Source organism: Rhizobacter sp. Root1238 (assembly GCF_001425825.1).
Lineage (GTDB): Bacteria > Pseudomonadota > Gammaproteobacteria > Burkholderiales > Burkholderiaceae_C > Rhizobacter.
Genome location: NZ_LMDM01000045.1, coordinates 62,737 through 78,982, shown reverse-complemented (window position 1 = coordinate 78,982; position 16,246 = coordinate 62,737). Strand labels below are relative to the sequence as shown.

Genomic DNA, 16,246 nt, shown 5'->3' with positions numbered 1-16,246 from the left:
GCCTCAGCGCAGCTCCCATTGCTGCGCCGCGGTGCCGTTGCAGCTCCAGGACTGCACCGTCGTGCCGGCAGCGGTGCCCGACGACGCGACGTCCAGGCACAGCGCCGGGTTGCTCGCCGGGCTGAAGCTGCTGCCGCCGCCGCTCGCGGCGACCGCCTTCCAGGCCTGCGTCGACGCGCCGCTGCACGGCTGCAGCGTCGCGGCCGACCCGCTGGCCGCGCCCGAGGTCAGGCAGTGCGCACCCGCCGCCAGCGCGATCCGGTAGTGGCCGGCCGGCGACACGCCGTCGGTCGACAGCACCCACGACTGCGCGCCGGTGCCGTTGATGCCCCAGATCACGATGCGGTTGCCGGCCTGCGTGCTGCCGCCGAAGTCGTCCAGCGCCATGCCGGGCGAGCTGCGCGGCAGCAGCGTGTGGGGGCCGCTCAGCGCGCCCGGTTTCGGCTTCAGCGGCTCGCTGGTCTCGCCGCCGGCGTTCAGCAGCGCGATGCTGCCGAGCAGCAGCGCACCGGCCGCCTGCGACGACGGCGTCGGCGTGCCGACCGGCCCGGCCCAGTTCACGCCCAGCCCGTTCTGCGCGTTGCGGCTGTGGTCCCACACGCTGTCGGCGTTCAGGCCCAGGTACTCGCCGTACTGCGGCTTGTTGCCGCGGTCGGCGTTGTACAGCCGGGCCAGGCCCTGCGCGAACATGCCCTTGAAGATCAGCGCATCGCCGCCGCAGCCGTTCGGATCGCAGGCGTCGCGCAGCACGCCGTCCGCATAGGCCATGCGCGAGATCGTCGCCTCGGCGATGCGCTCGGCATGCGCCAGGTAGCCGCGGTCGCCGTTCAGCCGCCACAGCTCCGTCAGCCCGCCGAGGATCACGCCCTGGTTGTACGACCAGGTCGCCTGCCCGTTGTTCCTGCAGGTGGCGGTCGTCAGCCCGTCGTTGACCAGGCCTTGCGCGTTGATCATGCCGCTGCGGTTGACGAACCAGTCGAACTCCTTCAACGCCCAGTCCTGGTAGCTGCCCGGGCCGGTGCCGTTCGGCGCGCGGCGCGCGAGCCGCGCGGCCGCCAGCAGGAACAGCTCGTTGGTGATCGCGTTCTTGTAGGTCTTCTCGGAGGTCCACCACAGGCCACCGCCGCAGGTGCCGTCCCAGGCCTTGGACATGTCGCTGAAGATCGCCTTCGCCTCGACCAGGAAGGCCTCGTCGCCGGTCACGTCGTAGGCGCGCAGCCAGGCATTGGCATACCAGCCGGAATCGTCGTGGTAGACCTTGCTGGAATCGCCGGAGCGCCAGCCGCGGCCGTACTGCAGCGACTGGTCGATCAGCGTGCGGTACTTCGGGTCGCCGGTGCGTTCGTAGGCGTTGATGATCGCGTCGAGCGTCGGGCCCTTGGTCCAGCCGTTGGTGCGCACGTTGAAGCTCGTCAGCAGCTGCGCCATCGCCGCATCGTCGCGCGCCTCGGCGCTGCCGCCGGTCGCCACGTTGGGCGCGAGCGGCTGCTGCAGCTTCCAGCTGACGTCGTCGGCGAACGGCCCGGCGCCGTCGAAGCCGTTCAGGTCGGCGCCCGACGCCAGCCACAGCTGGTCGTTGAAATGCCGGATGAAGCGGCCCGGGAAGTTGAACGACTCCAGCGACACGCCCTGGCCGGACACGCCCGGCCGTGCGCACCAGGTGGCGTCCTGCCTGAACAGCTCGCTGTTGTCGACGGTGTCCAGCCGCAGGCGCGAGTTGGCGTGCCGCAGGTAGCCGAGCGGCGCGGTGAGCGACTGCAGCGAATAGCAGGCCGGGTTCGCCAGGCCGCGCACGATGCGGAAGGTGGCCTGCTGCTTCTGGAGCGCCGAGCTGCCGGTGTTGACCGGGCCGGTGACGCCCAGGCCCGCGTCATGGCGCATCACCTGCGCCGTGAGGCCGGCGGTCGTGACCTGGAACGACTTGGTGGTGTTCAGCGGCAGGCTCGCCGTGCCGGCGCGCAGCACCGGCAGCAACGCGTTGCGCCAGACCTGCGCCATCCTGCCGTAGCCGGTGGCGTCGGGGTGCGTGCCGTCGAACAGGTTGGCAGGCGCGACCGAGGCGTTCATGTCGACGAAGCCGACCTTGCGGCCGGCCGCGGCCTTCTGCCGCACGAGCGCCGGGATCGCCGCGTTGTAGGCCTTCACCTTGGCGTTCAGCGCGGCATCGCTCTCGGGCGTGATCGACGACACCAGCAGCCGGCTGTCGGGCAGCTTCGCGGTGATCTGGTCGATCAGGCGGCCGAGACGGGCCGGCGCGTTGGCGAGGTCGTCGTTGAACACCACGTCGTTGGTGCCGATCATCAGCGCGATGACCTGCGGCTTGTAGGTCCCCAGCCAGCCGTCGACCGAGCCGGCGATGCCGCCGATGCGCCAGCCGGAGTGGCCTTCATGGTTCCTGTCGGCCAGCGCCGCCGGCCCGTCGGACTGAGAGCCGACGAAGTCGACGTTCAGCCCGTCGGCACGCAGCGCGTTGTAGAGCGGCAGGCGGTAGCCGCCCTGCGTGCCCTTGCCGTCGTAGCCGTAGGTGATCGAATCGCCGAGCAGCATCAACGTGGTGGGCGGCGTGGCGGCGACGGCCGCGGCGGATTCGAGCTCATCGACCACCGCGGCCGCTGCCGCCGCATCCGGGCCCGCAGCATCGTCCGCACCGCCGCAGGCAGCCGTCAACGCAGAGGCCGCGACCAGCGCGAGCCATGAGAGGGAAGTCTTCAAGGGAGTCTCCTGGAACCGGCGGCCACGATGGAAAAAATGTTCTACTTTAAAAACAATGTAGAACACTCATTCCATCGCACCAGCCCGGCGCAGGTGACATCGGTGTCGAGGTGTAGCCCCTAGTTGCGGACCCAGCGCAGCGCGACGATGTCGTCCGGCCACTGCACCGCCTTCACCTTCTTCTGCATCGCCCAGCTCAGCGTGCGCCGGTACAGCGGCACGTAGGGCAGGTCTTCGCCGATCAACCTCAGCGCGACGCCGACCATCGCGCGCCGGCGCATCAGGTCGGGCTCGACGCGGATGCCGTCGATCAGCGTGTCGAGCGCCGGGTTGCTGTAGCGGCCGACGTTGAAGGTGCCCGCGCCGCCCTTGCCGAAGCTGTGGAACAGCGCGTTCAGCGTGGCCCAGGCGTCGGTGGTCGGCGTCCAGCCGAACTCGACGAAGCTGCCGGTCGCCTGGCTCAGCTTCGGGAAGAACTGGTTGGTCGCCGACGAGCGCAGCGTCGTGCGGATGCCCACCTGCGCCAGCATCGCGGTCGCGGCCTGGCAGACGTTCTCGCGCCACGCGATGTTCACGCAGTCGAGCGTCACCGCGAAGCCGTCCGGGTAGCCGGCCTGCGCGAGCAGCTTCTTCGCAGCCGCCGGGTCGTAGGGCAGTCGCCTGTCCAGCTCGGCCAGCGAGCCATCGACCAGCGGCGACAGGAAGGCCCCGGTCGGCGTGCCCTGTCCGCGCAGCACCTTGCCGACGATCAGGTCGACGTTGATCGCCTGGTAGACCGCCTGGCGCACCCGCCGGTCCTTGAAGGGGTTGCGGCCCTTCACGTCGGCGTCGAGCAACTGCTCGCGCGACTGGTCGAACGCGAGGTACTGCTGGCCCAGGTCGGCGACCTGCAGCACCGTCAGGCCCGGGTCGGCCTTCAGGCGTGCGACGTCCTGGAACGGCGGGTCCAGCACCAGGTCGACCTCGCCGGAGCTCAGCGCCGCCAGCCGCGTCGCCTCCTGGCGGATCGGCAGGAAGCTCACCTCGTCGAGGTTGCCGTTGCGCTTGTCGCCGCGGCCCCACCAGCGCTCGTTGGCCTTCAGCACCACGCGCACATCCGGCTCGTAGCGCTCCAGCCGGAACGGCCCGGTGCCATTGGCATTGCGCACCGCGAAGGTCTCCTGCTTGCCGTTGAAGTCCTGCGAGCGCTCGACGCCATGCCGGCTGGCCCAGGCCTTGCTCATGATGCCGATGAAGGGAAGTTTCTCCGGGAACACCGCGTCGGGCGAACTCAACACGAAGTCGACCGTCAGCCCGTCGACCTTGCGCACCTCGGCCACCGCGCCGAGCTGGAAGGCGCGCTGCGACGGCGGCTGGCGCGCCCGGTCGACCGAGAAGACCACGTCGTCGGCGGTCATCGGTGCGCCGTCGTGGAACAGCACGCCCGGTCGCAGCCGGAAGCGCCAGCTGCGGTCGTTCAGCGCCTGCCACGACAACGCAAGCGCCGGCTCCAGCCGGAACTGCTCGTCGCGCCCGACCAGCGACTCGTACACCTGCGTGATGACCCGCGAGTGGTACAGCAGCGCGAGCGCATGCGGGTCCATCGTCTGCGGATCGAAGCCGCTGGCCACCTTCAGGCCGGCCGCGGATGCCGACGCTGCCGCGCACCCCATCCACAGTGCCACCACCATCCCCCGCCACCGCTTCATGTGCCGCTTCATGAACCTCCCCCGCAGTTGGATGCCTGCATGATCGCAAAGGCGGGCCTGAAATTGGGTTACAACCTCACCACATGCAACACCTGCTGAACCTGCTCGCCGCCATCTCCCTGCTCGTCTGGGGCACGCACATCGTGCGGGTCGGCATGCTGCGGGTGTTCGGCGAGAACCTGCGGGCCGTGATCTCGCGCAGCGTGCGCAGCCGCATCGTCGCGCTGCTGGCCGGCGTCGGCGTCACCGCGCTGGTGCAGTCGAGCACCGCCACCAGCCTGATCGTCACCTCGTTCGTCGGCAAGGGCCTGATGGACACCGGCGCCGCGCTGGCCGTGATGCTGGGCGCCGACATCGGCACCGCGCTGATGTCGGTGCTGCTGTCGTTCGACCTGTCGTGGGTGTCGCCGCTGCTGATCTTCGCCGGCGTCGTGATGTTCCTGTCGCAGGAGGACCGCGGCATCGGCCGCGTCGGGCGCGTCGTCATCGGCCTCGGGCTGATCACGCTCGCGCTGCAGCTGATCGTCGCCGCCACCGAGCCGCTGACGCGCTCGCCGGCGGTGCGCGCGATGCTGGTCAGCCTGCCGAACGACGTGATGCTCGAGATCACGATCGGCGCGGTACTGGCGGTCGTCTCGTACTCCAGCCTCGCCACCGTGCTGCTGGTCGCGATGCTGGCGAATGCCGGGCTGCTGCCGGCGCCGGTCGCGCTCGGCCTGGTGCTCGGCGCCAACCTCGGCACCGGCGCGTTGCCGCTGCTGGCGACCGCGCGCGGCTCGGTGCAGGCACGCCGCATGCCGCTCGGCAACTTCCTGTTCAAGCTGGTCGGCTGCCTCGCGATGATTCCGCTGCTGCCGCAGGCCCACGTGCTGCTGCAGGAAGTCGTGCCGACCGTGCTGCAGCAGGTGGTGGTGTTCCACCTCGCGTTCAACATCGCCCGCTCGGTGCTCTTCATCCCGTTCACGCCGCTGGTCGGTCGCCTGCTCGACAAATACCTGCCGCAGCCGCGCGCGCTCGGCACCGACCGGCCGCGCCACCTCGACCCGCTGGCGCTGAGCTCGCCGTCGGTCGCGATCGCCTGCGCCGCGCGCGAGGCGCTGCACCAGGCCGACGTGGTCGAGACGATGCTGCGCGGCATCCTGCCGGTGATCCGCTACAACGACCTGGCGCTGGCCGAGCAGCTCCGCAAGATGGACGACGTGGTCGACGAGCTGTACTCGGCGATCAAGTTCTACCTGACGCAGATCTCGCGGGCGGCGCTGTCCGAGCGCGAGAGCCGGCGCTGGACCGACATCGTCTCGTTCACGATCAACATGGAGCAGATCGGCGACATCATCGAGCGCGTGCTGCAGGACATCGAGGACAAGAAGGTGCGCAAGAACCGCAGCTTCTCCGACGCCGGCATGGCCGAGATCGTGCACCTGCACGAACGGCTGATGGCCAACCTGCGGCTGGGCATGAGCGTGTTCCTCGACGGCCACGTGCGCGACGCGAAGCGGCTGCTGGAAGAAAAGGCGCGCTTCCGCGACCTGGAGCACGAGTACGCCGCGAGCCACATCGTGCGGCTGCAGGAGAACACCGCGCAGAGCATCGAGACCAGCTCGCTGCACATCGACCTGATCAGCGACCTGAAGCGCATCAACTCGCACATCTGCTCGATCGCGTACCCGATCCTCGAATCGGCCGGCGCGCTGTCGCAGACGCGGATCCGGCATTCGCAGCTGTCGGCGCTGTCTTCCGACGAGTCATGACGACCCCTCGGTCGGCGGGTACGCCGGCCGATCCCCCGCGGGGATGCGGGCCGGCTTGGGACGGCCCGGCGCTCGGCCCGCCCGTCAGAAATAGCCGTGCCGTTTGAGCCAGTGGGCGTGCACCAGGGCCGCCTCGAGCGTGAAGACGCCGGCCTTCAGGCTCTCGAGCAGTTGTTCGGCCGGCACGCAGTCGAAGCCTTCGACCTCGCCATCCTGGTTGTCGGGATCGATGCCGGGCAGCACCTCGCCCTCGAACATCTCGATGCGCTCGACCATGTACCCGTTGCCGTCGACCGGGCGGCGCACCCGCTGGTGGCCGAGCGCGCGCACGTTGCGCATCGTCGCCACTTCGAGCCCGGCTTCCTCCCAGGTCTCGCGGTGCAGCGCGGACGCCACCGTCTCGCTCGCCGACAGCATGCCGCCGGACAGCGTGTCCCACTGGCCGGGGTCGGTCGCCTTGTCGAACGCCCGTTGCTGCACCCACACGCGGCCGTCGCCGGTGTGACCCACCAGGTGCACCGCGACCGTCGCGATGCCCAGCGGGCGCACCGCCGCACGTTCGATCAGCGCCTGCCGCTCGTCGTGCTCGTTCGTCACCGCCAGCAGCTCGTCGCGCCAGGCGCCGCCCAGGCCGTGCTCGTGCAGCCAGTGGGCAATCACCGCCAGCGCCGCGTCCGGCGGACCCTCGACCTGCCAGCCGCCGGCACGCGGGCGCACCGGCAGGTCGGCTTGTTCCATGTGGCGGGCGAGCAGCGGCTCGATCGAGCCGATCACCGCGTCGGTGGCCTGCAGCCACAGCCGCTCGCGCAGCGTCTGCGGGGGCTGGTCGGCCAGGGTGTGGAGGTGGTGCAGCCAGTCGGGTGTGTCGTCCATCGTGGCTGCGATGGTATCGGCTCCGGCGCCGCCCCGGTCAAGCCGAGAACAGCCGCCAGCGCGCGGTCATCGCCTTCAGCCCCTGCAGGATGCCGGTCGGGACCGGCGTGTCGAGCCCCGAAGCGCGCACCGTGCGGTGCAGCGCGACATGGCGGGAGTCGCCCAGGCAGCGCAGGTGCTCCTTCATCGCCGCCGATACCGCGAGGCTCAGCACCGCCGGACGGATCGGCTTGCTGGCGAAGCGGTAGATGCGTGCCTGGTTGATCAACCGCACGACCTCGTCCGCATCGGTGTGGTCCGTCAGCATCACGGTGATCAGCGCCGGGAAATGGGTCTTCAACGCGTGCAGCAGCTGGCCGGTGTCGGCGCCGCCGACGCGCGCTTCGCACACCATCACCCCGATGGCGTGGCGCGCCAGCAGTTGCAACGCGCCGGCGACGCTGTCGGCCCGGTACACCGTGAGCTCCGCGCCGAGCGCCTGCCGGACCAGCGCGCAGTCGTCTTCGCTGTCGTCGAGCAGCAGCACGCCGGCCACCGGCGCCGCCGCGGCGCGGCCCGCGGAACCCGGCGGCGTGACGATCGGGGCCGGTCGCGATTGCATCTGGCCGACCTCGGCCGCGTCCGCCAGCGTCGTGCGGATCGCGTCCTGGTCCCAGGGCTTGGTCAGGTAGCGAAAGATCTGGCCGTCGTTGACCGAGCCGAGGATGGCCTCCTGGTCGGCGTAGCCGGTCAACAGCACGCGCACCGTGTGCGGCCACTGCTGGCACACCTTGGCCAGCAGCTGCACACCGGTCATGCCGGGCATGCGCTGGTCGCTGACGATCACGTCGATGGGCTCGTGGCGCAGGATCTCCAGCGCCTGCGCGCCGCTCGACGCGGTGAACACCTCGTAGGTGTTGCGAAACATCACGCGCAGCAGGTTGATGATGCGTTCTTCGTCGTCGACGAACAGGATGCGGGCTTTCTGCGGGGCTGTCACGTGGCGGGCTCCGTCGGTGGGTTGGCAGGTGGGGTCGGTCGCGGGGATCAGGCGGCCAGCAGGACCGGCTTGTCGGCCTTGTCGGCCTTGTCGGATCTTTCGGGCTCGCGCGGGCCCAGCGGCAGCAGGATCGAGAACACGGTGCCGACACCGGGCTCGGTGTCGACGAGGATCTTGCCGCCGTGCTCCTGGATGATCTTGAACGAGATCGACAGGCCCATGCCGGTGCCCTTGCCGATCGGCTTGGTCGTGTAGAACGGGTCGAAGATCTTCGGCAGCACGTTCGCCGGGATCCCGCTGCCGTTGTCCTGGATCTCGATGCGCACCATGTCGTCGCCCTCGCGCGCGGTGCGCAGCGTGATCACGCCGGGCTCGGCGCGCTCCGCCGGCATCGCATGCACCGCGTTCGTGATGATGTTCAGGAACACCTGGTTGATCTGCGACGGCGAGCACTGGATCTTCGGCAGGTCGAAGGCCAGCTCGCGGCGGATCTCGACCGTGTTCTTCAGCAGGTTGCGCGCGAGCAGCAGCGTGCTCTCCAAGCCCTCGTGCACCGCGAACTCGCTGACCTTCGCGCGGTCGAGCCGGCTGAAGTTCTTCAGGTTCGTGACGATCTCCGAGATCTGCTCGATGCCGTGGATGCCGTCGGCCAGCAACTGCCCCATCTCGTCCATCACGCGGCTGCCGGAGACCTCGCGTGTGGACTTGTCGAACTGGTGCGCCACCGTCTGCAACTGCGCGCAGTCGCGCTGTTCGTTCGGCAGGTGCAGCATCTGCGCGAACTGCACGCTGTTGGCCGCCAGCTGCGCCACCGGCACGACCTGCTCGCGCAGCACCTCGAACGTGCCCTTGACGTACGCGAGCGGCGTGTTGATCTCGTGGGCGATGCCGGCCACCATCTGCCCGAGGGCCGACATCTTCTCGGACTGCACCAGGTGGACCTGCGACTCCTTCAGTTCGTCGTGGCTGCGCGTCAGCTCCAGGTTGACGCGGGCCAGCAGGCGGTAGCTGGCGACGAGGCGCCACGCGAACCAGCCGAGTGCGACCAGCAGCGCGGCCGAATAGGCCACCAGCACCCAGCGCCAGGTCTGCTGCGAGACCAGCAGCTTCTCGTGCTCCAGCGCATTCATGTCGGCCAGCTCGTCCAGCGCGCGCGCCGTCGGCAGCACCGCCAGCTGCTTCAGCAGCCTGTCGCCCAGCTGCTGCTGGCGCACCACCGTCTCGGCATGGGCCGCATAACCCGCCATGCGCTCGGCCGTGGCGTCCGGCAGCGCCTTGGCCAGCTTGCGCAGGTGGGCGATGCTGTCGTCGACACGGGCGACCACGCCGGCGTCGGGCGTGTCGGTGTAGACGAGCGTGTCGACCAGCACGCGGTCGACCGCCTGGATCAGCCCGTCGCGTTCGGCGGCCGGCCCCGCGGCCAGCACCTCGGCGGCCGCCGACGGCAGGTAGCGGGTCGAGTTGCGCAGGATCGAATGCTGTGACTTGAAGCGGTCGATCAGCTCGACCTTGGACGCCATCAGCTGCCGGTAGTTGTCGAGCAGCGGCACGATGCGCGCGCCGCTGTCGCCGCGACCGCTCCAGAACAGGTTGGTCTTGCTGCGCAGCAGGTCGTCGAGCGATTCGATCACCGGCAACGGGCTCGCGACCGGGTCGTAGCTCGTGTTCAGGCCGGTCTTCGAGCGCAGCACGTCGACATTCCATTCGGCATCGATCTGTTTGAGCTGGCGCAGCAGCGAGCTGATCTCGCCGTATTCGGCGTGGTCCACATCCGAGGTCTTGTCCACCAGCAGCGCCAGCACCAGGGCCAGCCCGGTGCCGACCAGCAGGTTCACCCAGGTTCTCTTGTTCATCGTGATCATGGGAGCTCGCTCGTTCAAGGTTGGATGCGGGGCTCGAGCGAGCGGCCGCGAAGCTCGCCGGTGAGCGTGTACAGGAACTTCACGATCAGTGCCTTGTCCTGCTGCGGGGCGGGTCGGCCGAGCTGGTAGCGGAACATCGTGTCCACCGCATCGTCGAGCGTGCGGGCCGAGCCGTCGTGGAAGTACGGCGCCGTCAGTGCGACGTTGCGCAGGCTGGGGACCTTGAACATGTGCCGGTCCGCCTCGTTGTGCGTCACGTTGTAGCGACCCATGTCGGCGCCGGTCGGCTCGCCGCGGCCGGCGAAGTAGTCGCCCATCACGCCGAACACCTGGAACATGTTGCCGCCGACGTTCACGCCCTGGTGGCAGGCCACGCAACCGTAGCTCTTGAACAGCCGGTAGCCTTGCAGTTCGTCGCGGTGCAGCGCCGTCGTGTCGCCGCGCAGGTACTTGTCGAAGCGCGCATTCGGCGTCGTGAGCGAGCGCTCGAACACCGCGATCGCGTCCTGGATGTTGCGCGGCTTCAGCCCGTCGCGGTACGACTCGCCGAAGGCCGACACCAGGCTCTTGTCGCGCGACAGCTTCTCGATCACCTGCGACCAGTTGCTGCCCATTTCCTTCGGGTTGTGGACCGGGCCGGCCGCCTGCTCCTCCAGCGACGCCGCGCGGCCGTCCCAGAACTGGCGGAAGTTGAAGCCGCTGTTCAGCACCGTGGGCACGTTGATCGGGCCCACCGCGCCCCCGATGCCGACCGCGCTGACGCGGCCGTCGACGCCGCCGCGCTCCAGCGAATGGCAGCTCGCGCAGGCGATGGTGTCGTCGCCGGACAGGCGCTTGTCGTGGAACAGGCGGTCGCCGAGCGCCACCTTGCGTGCATCGAGCCGGACATCGAGCGGGATCGGCCGGATCGGCTCGTCGACCTGCGCCCACGCTTGTCCTGCAGCGAAACCGCCGAGCGCGGCGGCGAGAACAACGGTGGCAATTTTTTCGGCATCCAACCAGGGCATGAGGACCTCATCAATCGTTGTGTGCGTGATGCGTCACTGCACCCGACGACTATCGGCGCAGGTTGTCACGTGACGTAAGGAATTGCCGCACAGGTCGTCCACCCAAAAGGTCAACAACTGCCAACTGCGCTGAAACGCCCATCACCGGTACGGATGCATCGCAACGCCATGGGAACCCGCGGCGCCGTCAAGCCACTCAGTCGGCACCGAATCCCTCGGCACGACCATCGATCCATGAGCAACATCCTGAAGAACCTGGCGGACGGCTTCGCGCGTCGCGTCGACGGCGCGCACTTCGAGTTCGACGGCGAAGGCCACCTGCAGCTGGTGGCCGACGGCAAGTACGTCGTGAGCCTGCTGCACGAGCCCGACGAATCCCGCATCCACCTGTTCGCCGACGCCGGCACGATGCCCTTCGGCCTGGAGCACCTCCGAGATCACCTGCCCGAGCGGCACGGCGAAGGCCACTGGCACGCCAGCACCGACCGCACCGACCTCACCGATGCCGAAGGCTTCACGTCGGCGCTGCGCTGGCATGAATCGACCGGCAGCGTGCTGCAGCTGGCGAGTGCGCCGGTCGCGCAACTCGACGATGCGAAGTTCGCGAACTGGCTCAAGCGGTTCCTCGACGACCTGACCCGGCTCGCCGCGATGATCGCGGCCGGGCCCGATGTCGAGAACGCCGAAGTGATCGAGGTCAGCGAGTTCCCGTCGATGGACCCGCTGGAACTGGAGCTGCAGCTGATGCTGTGACGCAGCGTCGGCTGTCACCGCGCAGCAGAAACCGCAGAAACATCTCGGAGGCGCTGCTCCGCAGGCCCTGACGCTGCGCTACAGGCAGTCCGGCGCCTGCACCGCTTGCAGCACGGTGTCGACGACACCTTCGCGGTCGCGCCGCCGGAACCACCACACCGCGCCCTTCTTGATCGACCAGGCCTGCGGCTGGCCGCTCAACAGCAGCGCCGCCACCTGGCCCAGCGTCGGCTGGTGGCCGATCATCAGCACCGGCTCGGTCGCATCGGGCCAGCGCGCGGCCTTCAGCACCGCCTCTGCCGTGGCCTCGGGCGCCAGCGCCGGCACGGTCTTGAACGATTTGTCGAGCGCCTTCGCGGTCTGCTGCGTGCGCATCGCCGGGCTGACCAGGATGCGCGTCGAATGCGCGAGCCGCTGGTTCAGCCATTCGGCCATGCGCTGCGCCTGGCGCTCGCCCTTCGGCGTCAACGCACGCTCGAGGTCGCCCTGGCCGTCGCGCAACACGTGCGCTTCCGCATGGCGCCACAGGATCAGGTCCATGTCGATCACCCCGCTCCGGATGGCTTCGCCGTCATCAGCCGCATCAGTGCCTGCTGCGCGCTCGGGCCTTCGGTGCCGATGCGCTGGTAGCTGCCGTCCGACTGCAGGGACCACGCGTCCTGGCGGTCGTGCAGGTAGGGCACCAGGCATTCGTCGATGACGCGCTGGCGCAACGCGGCGCTGCGCACCGGCCAGGCCACCTCGATGCGGCGGAACATGTTGCGCCCCATCCAGTCGGCGCTCGACATGAACAAGGCCTCGTCCGCCTCGCCCTCGCCCCAGCGGAAGTACAGCACCCGCGAATGCTCCAGCAGCCGGCCGACCACCGAGCGCACGCGGATGCGGTCGGTGCGGCCCGGGATGCCCGGCGGCAGCATGCAGGCGCCGCGCACGATCAGGTCGATGTCGGCGCCGGCCTGGCCGGCAGCGACCAGCGCCTCGATCAGCGGCACATCGGTCAGCGCATTGATCTTCACGACGATGCGCGCCGGCCGCCCCGCTCGCGCCGCGTCGGCCACCTGGTGGATGTGCGCGAGCATCTGCTTGTGCAGCGTGAACGGCGCCTGCAGCAGCTGGCGCAGCGGCCGCATCTTGCCCAGGCTCGCGAGCTGCTGGAACACCGCGTCGATGTCGGCGGTCATCTCGGCATCGGCCGTCAGGCAGCCGACGTCGGTGTACAGCCGCGCGGTCTTCGGGTTGTAGTTGCCGGTCGACAGGTGGCCGTAGCGCCGCAACCGGCCCTCTTCGCGCCGGGTCACCAGCAGCAGCTTCGCGTGCGTCTTCAGCCCGACGATGCCGTACACCACCTGCGCGCCGACAGCCTCCAGCCGCTCGGCCCAGTTGATGTTCGCCTCTTCGTCGAAGCGCGCCTTCAGCTCGACGACGGCCATCACCTCCTTGCCGCGCCGCGCCGCATCGATCAGCAGGTCCATCAGCGGCGACTCGCTGCCGGTGCGGTAGATCGTCTGCTTGATCGCGAGCACGTCGGGGTCTTCGACCGCTTCGCGCAGGAACTGCACCACCGGCTCGAACGATTCGAACGGGTGGTGCATCAGCACATCGCCATGGCGCAGCCGCTCGAGGATCGAATGGTCGCGCGACAGCCCGGCCGGCCACGGCGCATCGTGCTGCGCGAAGCGCAGCGCCGGCGCATCGGCACCGTCGATCAGCGCGTTCAGCCGCACCAGGTTCACCGGCCCGTTCACGTGGTACAGCGCCGCCTGCGGCAACGCGAACTGCAACAGCAGGAATTCCGACAGCTCCGGCGGGCAGGTGTTCACCACCTCCAGCCGCACCGCCTGGCCGAAGTGGCGCGTCGTCAGCCCCGAGCGCAGCGCCTGGCGCAGGTTGGCGACGTCCTCCTCGTCGACGGCCAGATCGGAATCGCGCGTCAGCCGGAACTGCGAGAACGCCTCGACCTCGCGGCCGGGGAACAGCTCGGCCAGGTGGGCGCGGATCACGCTGGTCAGCAGCACGAAGGCCTGGCCGCCGCCGGCGATGTCGTCCGGCAGCCGGATCACGCGCGGCAGCACGCGCGGCACCTTGACGATCGCGATCGTGTTCTCGCGCCCGAAGGCGTCCTTGCCGCCCAGCCGCACGATGAAGTTCAGTGACTTGTTCGCGACCTGCGGGAACGGGTGCGACGGATCCAGCCCCACCGGCACCAGCAGCGGGCGCACCTGGCGCTGGAAGAAGGCGTCGACCCAGCGGCGCTGGGCCTCGTTGCGGTCGCTGTGGTTCAGGATCTGGATGCCCTGCTGCTTCAGCGCCGGCATCACCTCGTCGTTGAAGCAGCGGTACTGGTCGTCGATCAGCAGGTGGGCCTCGGCGGCCACCGTCGCGAGGTCGCGCGCCGAGACGCCGGCGCCGGGCTGGCGCACCGCCTCGATGTAGTCGGCGAAGCGCACCTCGAAGAACTCGTCCATGTTGGACGACACGATGCAGATGTAGCGCAGCCGCTCCAGCAGCGGCACATCGTCGCGCCGGGCCTGGGCGAGCACGCGGCGGTTGAACTCCAGGATGGCGCTTTCACGGTTCAGCAGCGCCGGCATCAGCGGTGCCGGCGAAGCGGCGGGCGGCGGGGTCATCCGACGAGTTTATGAAGGTTTTGCGTCGGTTTCGTGACAGCCCTGTCAGCGCCCGGCGTGGCGGGCACCAGGTGGCCGAGGAACTCGCGGCACACCGGCTCCCAGCCGAACTGCAGCGCGCGTTCGCGGGCCCGATCGCGCGGGATCTCCAGCGCCTGCAGCGCTGCCGTGCGCAGATCGTCGTGCAATACGCCGCCATCGCGCCCGTCTCGCTGCGGCGCGACCACGTCCAGCGGCCCGGCCACCGGGTAGGCGGCGACCGGCGTGCCGCAGGCCAGCGCCTCCAGCATCACCAGCCCGAAGGTTTCGGAGCGGCCGGGGAACACGAACACGTCGGCCGCGCTGTAGATGCGCGCCAGCTCGCTGCGGTCGACCACGCCGCGCCAGTGCACCTGCGGGTACTCGCGCTGCAGCCGCTCCTGCAGCGGCCCGACGCCGTAGACGATCTTCGAGCCCGGCAGGTCGAGGTCGAGGAAGGCCTCCAGGTTCTTCTCGTAGCTGAGCCGGCCGACATGCAGGAACACCGGCCGCGGCAACCCGAGGTCGGCGCCCGGCACCGGCTCGAACAGCCCCAGGTCGACACCATGCGACCAGCGCCGCAGCGGCGTGAAGCCGTAGGCCTGCAGGATGTCGAACATGCCGGCGGTCGGCACCATGATGCCGCTCGACTTCGCATGGAAGCGGCGGAACCAGGCATAGCCCCAGCGCTCCGGCAGGTGCAGCGCCCGCGCCAGGATCTCGGGGAAGCGGGTGTGGAACGCCGTCGTGAACGCCAGCCCGCGCCGGATGCAGTGCGCACGCGCGGCGCCGCCGAGCGGGCCTTCGGTCGCGATGTGGATCGCATCGATGCCACCATCGTGCAGCGCGGCATCGTCGATGCGCCGTGCCACCTCGCGCCCCGGCCGCCACGCGAGTTCGATCTCGCGGTAGCCCGGGCAGGCGAAGCGCTTGAAGCCCGACGGCTCGATCATCAGCACCTCGTGGCCGAGCGCGGTCAGCCCCTGCTGCAGCTCGACCAGCGTCGTGACGACGCCGTTGACCTGCGGCTTCCACGCATCGGTGACCAGCAGGATCCTCATGCGGCCTCCGCGACGGCGGGCGCGGTCGCCGCCGCCTGCGACTCGCGGTCGCGCAGCTGCTGCGCCCAGTCGATGATCTCGAGCCGCCCGTCCGCATGCTCGACCAGCGCGGTCAGGCTCTCGACCCAGTCGCCGTCGTTCGCATAGGTGATCCCGTCGATCTCGCGCAGCTCGGCATGGTGGATGTGCCCGCAGACGACGCCGTGCATGCCGCGGCGGCGCGCCTCGCGGGCGACCGCGTTCTCGAAATCGCCGATGAAGCTGACGGCCCGTTTGACCTTCAGCTTCAGGTACTTCGACAGGCTCCAGTACGGCAGGCCCATGCGCGCGCGCAGCGAGTTGAGGTGGCGGTTCAGCTTCAGCGTGAACTCGTAGAGCGTATCGCCGACGTGAGCCAGCCACTTGGCGCACTGGATGACGCCGTCGAACAGGTCGCCGTGCAGGATCCACAGCCGGCGGCCGTCGGCCGTCTCGTGCACCCACTCGTCGGCGACCTCGATGCCGCCGAACTCGTGCCCGACGTAGCGGCGCGCGAACTCGTCGTGGTTGCCGGGGACGAAGACGACGCGCGTGCCCTTGCGCGCCTTGCGCAGCAGCTTCTGCACCACGTCGTTGTGCGACTGCGGCCAGTACCAGTGGCGCCGCAGCTGCCAGCCGTCGACGATGTCGCCGACCAGGAACAGCGTGTCGCTCTCGACGTGGCGCAGGAAATCGAGCAGCGCATCGGCGCGGCAGCCGGGCGTGCCCAGGTGCAGGTCCGAGATCCACACGCTGCGGTAGCGCAGGCGGTGCGCGGTCGGTTCGTCCTCCGGCCCGGGCGGGGGCACTTGCGGGACGGTCCAGGCACGAAGAAAGGCGTCTCGTTGCATGGACGCCCAGCTTCGCAGCCGGGCATGACGCGGCGGTGGCAAGGGC

At 69.6% G+C, this 16,246-nt stretch carries 12 protein-coding genes; 2 read left to right on the top strand and 10 right to left on the bottom strand.

Going from position 1 to position 16,246, the window contains the following annotated elements; genetic code table 11:
- Positions 1-3: 3 nt before the first annotated feature.
- On the bottom strand, positions 4-2,712 hold the full coding sequence (locus ASC98_RS23390) for a glycoside hydrolase family 76 protein (RefSeq protein WP_157598065.1): 2,709 nt from the start codon (positions 2,710-2,712) through the stop codon (positions 4-6).
- 119 nt (positions 2,713-2,831) lie between these two features.
- Positions 2,832-4,400: an ABC transporter substrate-binding protein gene (locus ASC98_RS23385; RefSeq protein WP_162249311.1), complete on the bottom strand. Its 1,569-nt coding sequence runs from the start codon at positions 4,398-4,400 to the stop codon at positions 2,832-2,834.
- 83 nt (positions 4,401-4,483) lie between these two features.
- Here ASC98_RS23385 and ASC98_RS23380 point away from each other — a divergent pair, with 83 nt between their 5' ends.
- A complete protein-coding gene (locus ASC98_RS23380; protein WP_056815000.1) occupies positions 4,484-6,151 on the top strand; it encodes a Na/Pi cotransporter family protein in 1,668 nt (555 codons plus the stop codon).
- A gap of 84 nt (positions 6,152-6,235) precedes the next feature.
- Here ASC98_RS23380 and ASC98_RS23375 read toward each other — a convergent pair whose 3' ends face one another.
- From ASC98_RS23375 to ASC98_RS23360, 4 genes are read right to left on the bottom strand one after another with little or no spacing between them, the layout of a single operon-like run.
- Positions 6,236-7,024: an NUDIX domain-containing protein gene (locus ASC98_RS23375; protein ID WP_056814998.1), complete on the bottom strand. Its 789-nt coding sequence runs from the start codon at positions 7,022-7,024 to the stop codon at positions 6,236-6,238.
- Positions 7,025-7,061: 37 nt separating this feature from the next.
- Positions 7,062-8,003: a response regulator gene (locus ASC98_RS23370; protein WP_056814996.1), complete on the bottom strand. Its 942-nt coding sequence runs from the start codon at positions 8,001-8,003 to the stop codon at positions 7,062-7,064.
- 47 nt (positions 8,004-8,050) lie between these two features.
- The gene (locus ASC98_RS23365) at positions 8,051-9,856 is read right to left on the bottom strand and encodes a DAHL domain-containing protein (protein WP_157598064.1); all 1,806 of its coding nucleotides are present in this window, start codon (positions 9,854-9,856) and stop codon (positions 8,051-8,053) included.
- A gap of 23 nt (positions 9,857-9,879) precedes the next feature.
- Positions 9,880-10,872 carry a cytochrome-c peroxidase gene (locus tag ASC98_RS23360; RefSeq protein ID WP_056814994.1) on the bottom strand — a complete coding sequence of 331 codons (993 nt, stop codon included), beginning with the start codon at positions 10,870-10,872 and terminating at the stop codon, positions 9,880-9,882.
- Positions 10,873-11,106: 234 nt separating this feature from the next.
- Here ASC98_RS23360 and ASC98_RS23355 point away from each other — a divergent pair, with 234 nt between their 5' ends.
- Positions 11,107-11,625: a type III secretion system chaperone gene (locus ASC98_RS23355; protein WP_056814993.1), complete on the top strand. Its 519-nt coding sequence runs from the start codon at positions 11,107-11,109 to the stop codon at positions 11,623-11,625.
- A 78-nt stretch (positions 11,626-11,703) separates the two neighbouring features.
- On the opposite strand, the gene sixA is transcribed toward ASC98_RS23355, so the two are convergent.
- The 4 genes from sixA to ASC98_RS23335 are packed head-to-tail and all read right to left on the bottom strand — an operon-like array spanning position 11,704 to position 16,200.
- Positions 11,704-12,165: a phosphohistidine phosphatase SixA gene (gene sixA / locus ASC98_RS23350; RefSeq protein ID WP_056814991.1), complete on the bottom strand. Its 462-nt coding sequence runs from the start codon at positions 12,163-12,165 to the stop codon at positions 11,704-11,706.
- A 5-nt stretch (positions 12,166-12,170) separates the two neighbouring features.
- Complete coding sequence (ppk1, locus tag ASC98_RS23345; RefSeq protein WP_056814988.1) at positions 12,171-14,252, bottom strand: polyphosphate kinase 1; 2,082 nt, start codon at positions 14,250-14,252, stop codon at positions 12,171-12,173.
- Positions 14,249-15,331, bottom strand: coding sequence for a glycosyltransferase family 1 protein (locus tag ASC98_RS23340; RefSeq protein ID WP_056814986.1), 1,083 nt, complete (start codon positions 15,329-15,331; stop codon positions 14,249-14,251). The genes ppk1 and ASC98_RS23340 overlap by 4 nt, the downstream gene beginning before the upstream one ends.
- Positions 15,328-16,200 carry a UDP-2,3-diacylglucosamine diphosphatase gene (locus ASC98_RS23335; protein WP_056814984.1) on the bottom strand — a complete coding sequence of 291 codons (873 nt, stop codon included), beginning with the start codon at positions 16,198-16,200 and terminating at the stop codon, positions 15,328-15,330. Before ASC98_RS23335 ends, ASC98_RS23340 begins: the two co-directional genes overlap by 4 nt.
- Between the last annotated feature and the right edge of the window lie 46 nt (positions 16,201-16,246).